The 4,469-nt window shown below is 71.6% G+C and carries 3 protein-coding genes; 1 reads left to right on the plus strand and 2 read right to left on the minus strand.

Annotated elements, in window-relative coordinates; translation table 11 throughout:
• Both RDU12_RS03920 and RDU12_RS03925 read right to left on the minus strand, forming a co-directional pair.
• The coding region (locus RDU12_RS03920; protein ID WP_308684125.1) for a winged helix-turn-helix domain-containing protein at positions 1–1,127 on the minus strand (1,127 nt) is incomplete at its 3' end.
• 318 nt (positions 1,128–1,445) lie between these two features.
• Entirely contained in the window at positions 1,446–3,242 is a 1,797-nt protein-coding gene (locus RDU12_RS03925) for a VWA domain-containing protein (protein ID WP_308684126.1), read from the minus strand.
• 146 nt (positions 3,243–3,388) lie between these two features.
• Here RDU12_RS03925 and RDU12_RS03930 point away from each other — a divergent pair.
• On the plus strand, positions 3,389–4,469 hold a 1,081-nt coding region (locus RDU12_RS03930; RefSeq protein ID WP_308684127.1), incomplete at its 3' end, for a monovalent cation:proton antiporter-2 (CPA2) family protein.

The raw sequence follows: 4,469 nt of genomic DNA on the forward strand, positions 1-4,469 counted from the left end.
CCCAGCCACCCCGCCATCCGCCGCAACTCCGCCGCCAGCCTCTCAGGCGTCTCTGCTGTCGCATCCGGCTCGCGCCACGCCGCCTGCACCCGCAGCACGCCGGCCTGCCGGTCCGACTTCAGGTCGACCCGCGCCGTGATCGCCTCGTCCTCGAGGAAGGGCAGGACATAGTAGCCGTGGGTCCGCTTGTGGGCCGGGGTGTAGATCTCCAGCCGCACGCGCGTCCCGAACAGCCGCTCGGTCCGGTCCCGCGTCCAGATCAGATTGTCGAATGGCGACAGCAGGGCCGCCCCCGCCACCTTGCGCGGCGTCCGGGCCCCGCTCGCCACATAAGCCGGCTGCTTCCAGCCCTTGACCGTCGCCGCCGTCAGCTCGCCCGCCTCGACCAGTTCCGCGACCCGCGCCCTGGCCTCGGCCAGGGGCAGCCGGAAATAATCCCGCAGGTCCGCCGCCGTCGCCACGCCCAGCGCCCGCGCCGCGATCCGCACCAGTTCGCGCTGGGCGTCCGCCTCGTCCGGCGTCGGCAGATCGACGATGCGCCGGGGCAGGACCCGCTCCGTCAGGTCATAGACCCGCTCGAATCCGCGCCGCGTCTTCGTGGTGATCAGTCCGGCCCAGAACAGCCACTCCAGCGCCCGCTTGCCGTCCGACCACTCCCACCAGCCCGGCGCCCCGCGCGGCGCGTCATTGAAGTCCGCCCCCGTCACCGGCCCGCGCTGTTCGATCTCCTTCAGCACCCCGTCGATATAGTCGCGCCGCTCCCGCCCGAAGCGCGACAGCCCGGTCCACATCTCGCCCGCCTCGGCCCGCGCCATGCGCCAGCGCAGCAGCGGCTGCAGGTCCATCGGCATCAGCGACGCCTCATGCCCCCAGTATTCGAACAGCCCCCGCCGCGCGCCCCAGGCCTCGGCCTCCAGCGCCTCGCGCGGATAGTCGCCCAGCCTCGAGAAGGCCGGCAGATAGTGGGTCCGCGACACCACGTTCACGCTGTCGATCTGCACCACGCCCAGCTTGCGGACCACGTCCCTGACATGCTTTCGGCCGGCTGCCGCGGGGGACGTCCGGCCGAAGCCTTGCGCGGCGAGCGCCATGCGGCGGGCGGTTTTCGGGGAGAGGGTCTCGGTCATTCAGGCGACCATGCCCGGAACGCGCTCCGTATGGGAGAGGGGCGCCGCAACCATGTCCGATATGCGCTGAGGCTCGCTTCCGGCGGCTTGTCATCCCGGCCGAACCCCGGCGAAAGCCGGGGGGAGAGCCGGGACGCTCAACGGCACAACGACAGTCTCCCGGAAGCTGCGTGAGCAGCTATCCGGGAGACTGGTCAGGCCTGGCGCGGCGGCCACCCTGCTCCCGGACAATCGCGCTGCGATTTCCGGGAGCTCGCCCGTCTGCGCCAGCCGTCCCGGATCGCCGCGTCGCGGCGTCCGGGATGACAAGGTCTGCGATCAAGGCCGCGCCTGCGCCTCCATCTCCCGCGCCGCGCGGACCAGCTGCACGAAGTCGGCCCGCTCGCCATAGGGGTCCTCGCCCCGCGCGCCCTGGGCCTGCGCCAGGATCTCGTCCCAGCCGTAGCCCGCACCCATCCACGGATCGTTGCGCAGCTTCTGGCCGAAGGCGGCGACGGCCAGGGCCCAGCGGGTGCTTTCCGTCGGCCGTCCGGCGGCGCTCGGTGCCACCCGCTGCATCAGCCGCGAGTCCCGCTCGCCCGGCAGCTTGTAGCGGACCTGGACGAAGCCGACCTCGCCCGACGGATCGCCGCCGCCGACGCCGATCCGGTTCTGGTCGTAGCGGCGGTCGGGGATCTGGCTCGGCCCGCCGACCGGGGTGATCTCGTACAGGGCCGTCACCGAGGCGCCCGAGCCGACCTCGCCCGCATCGACGCGGTCGTTCGAGAAATCCGCCTCGTTCAGCAGCCGGGTCTCGTAGCCGATCAGCCGGTATTCGGAGACGCGGGCCGGGTTGAACTCGACCTGGATCTTGACGTCGTCGGCGATCGGGAAGGCCCCGCGGTCGAAGGCCGGGCCGAACAGGCGGCGCGCCTCCTCGAGGTTGTTCACATAGCCCGCTGTGCCGTTGCCGGCCTGGGCGATGGTCTGCATCCGGGCGTCCTGATAGTTGCCGCGGCCGTAGCCGTAGACCGACAGATAGATGCCCGTCTCGCGCTTGGCGGCGACATAGTCCTCCAGCCGCATGTCGTCGGTGACCCCGACGTTGAAGTCGCCGTCGGTGAACATCAGGATGCGGTTGACCCGGTCGCGAGAGAAGTTGGCCTCGGCCTGCCGGTAGGCGTTGGTCATGCCGGTCGCCCCGGCCGTGCCGCCCGAGGCGTACAGGCTGGCCACGGCGCAGCGCAGCTTCAGCTTCTGGTCGCCCGAGGTCGGGGCCAGGCGCGTGCCGGCCCCCTCGGCGTAATAGGTCACCGCCACCGTGTCCTGCGGCCGCAACCGGTCGATGATCAGGTTCATCGACTTCTGCGCCAGATCCAGCTTGTCGGCGCCGCCCATCGATCCCGACACATCGACCAGGAAGGTCAGGTTCAGCGGCCGCCGCTGGCGCTCGGGCAGTTCATAGCCCTGCAGCGCCACGTGCACGATCTGCCGCCCCTCCGACCACGGCGACGCCGTCACGGCGGTGGTGATCGCGAACGGCTCGGACGCCGAGCGCGGCCGCTCGTAGCCGTAGTCGAAATAATTGATCATCTCCTCGACCCGCACCGCGTCGGGGGGCGGCAGACGGCCCTCTTCCAGGAAGCGGCGCACGTTCGAATAGCTGGCCGTGTCGACGTCGATGGAGAAGGTCGAGACCGGCGCCTCGGACACCCGCCGGACGGGGTTCGGGGTCGCGTCGGGATAGCGTTCGGTGTCGGGCGGGACGACCGGGGTCGGCAGGCCCGGGGGGGCCACAAAGGCGGCTTCCGAGCGCTGCGCCCGGGCCCCGGTGACCACGATCTCCTGAACCGCCGTGCTGGCCACCGGCGGCGGCGGGGGAGGCGGCGGCGCGGGCGGCGGGGGCGGCGTCATGGCGTAGGCGCCGCCGCTTGGAGCCACCCGGCTCATGGGGACATCCCGCCGCGCGGAGGGCAGCTCGATCCCGACGGCGCGGCAGTTCTCGTACGAGACCTCGCCGTCCATGATCCGGTCCGGGCGGCTCGGGCCCGCCGCGACGGATGTCGGGGCCAGCGGCGCGGCGAGGGCGACCGCCAGCACGGCGGCCAGGCTGCGTTTCAGCGGATAGGTCGTCATCGGCGTCGCTCCTGTGGCGTCAGTCTGCACCGGACCATCCTCCCCGCAATCCGGCCGCAGGTCGTCTGACGAAGCCTGACGCGCACGTCGGACTGGCGCTCGACCCGGCGCGACACCACAATGTCCTCCAGTCTCAGGGGATCGACATGGCTGAAGCGGGAAGCGGACTGGACCTCGGCCATGTGGCCGCCCTGCTGGCCGCCGGGGTCGTGGCGGTGCCGGTGTTCCGCCGTCTCGGCCTCGGTTCGGTGCTCGGCTATCTCGCCGCCGGCCTCGCCATCGGGCCGTGGGGCATCGGCCTGTTCGACGAGCCCGAGGTCATCCTCCACGTCGCCGAGTTCGGCGTCGTCATCTTCCTCTTCATCATCGGCCTCGAGATGCGGCCGTCGCGGCTGTGGAAGCTGAAGCGCGACATCTTCGGTCTCGGCGCGGCCCAGGTCGCCGCCGCCGGCCTGCTGCTGACCCTGACCGGCATGGCCGCCGGCCTGTCTGTCCCCGTCGCCTTCGTCGCGGCCATGGGCTTCGTGCTCAGCTCCACCGCCGTCATCATGCAGACCCTGGAGGAGCGAGGCGAACTGCCCACGCCCAGGGGCCAGCGCGGCGTCTCCATCCTGCTGCTCGAGGATATCGCCATCGTCCCGCTGCTGGCCGCCGTGGCGGTCATCGCGGGCGCCATGGGTCTCGGCGGCGAGACCACGCCGCCCCTGTGGCAGACCATCGGCCTGGCCGTCGGCGCGGTCGCTGTGGTCTTCCTCGCCGGCCGCTATCTGATGAACCCGGTGTTCCGCATTCTCGCCCGCTATGGCGGCCGCGAGGTGATGACGGCCGCCGCCCTGCTGGTCGTGGCCGGCGCGGCCTGGCTGATGGACATGGGTGGGTTGTCGATGGCCATGGGCGCCTTCCTCGCCGGCGTCCTGCTGTCCGAATCCGTGTTCCGCCACCAGCTGGAGGCCGACGTCGAACCCTTCCGCGCCATCCTGCTGGGCCTGTTCTTCCTCAGCGTCGGCATGTCGCTGGACGTCGGCGTGGTGATCGCCCGCTGGGAGGTGATCCTCGGCGGCGTCATCGCCTTCATGGCCGTGAAAGCCGTCGCCATCTACGCCGTCGCCCGCCTGTTCGGCCACGGCGAGCGCGAGGCGGTCGAGCGCGCCGCCCTGTTCGCCCAGGGCGGAGAGTTCGCCTTCGTCCTGTTCGCTGCCGCCCTGTCGGTCGGCATCTTCGACGCCC

Origin of the sequence: Brevundimonas sp. (assembly GCF_031082345.1) — a bacterium.
In the GTDB taxonomy this organism is placed as follows: domain Bacteria; phylum Pseudomonadota; class Alphaproteobacteria; order Caulobacterales; family Caulobacteraceae; genus Brevundimonas.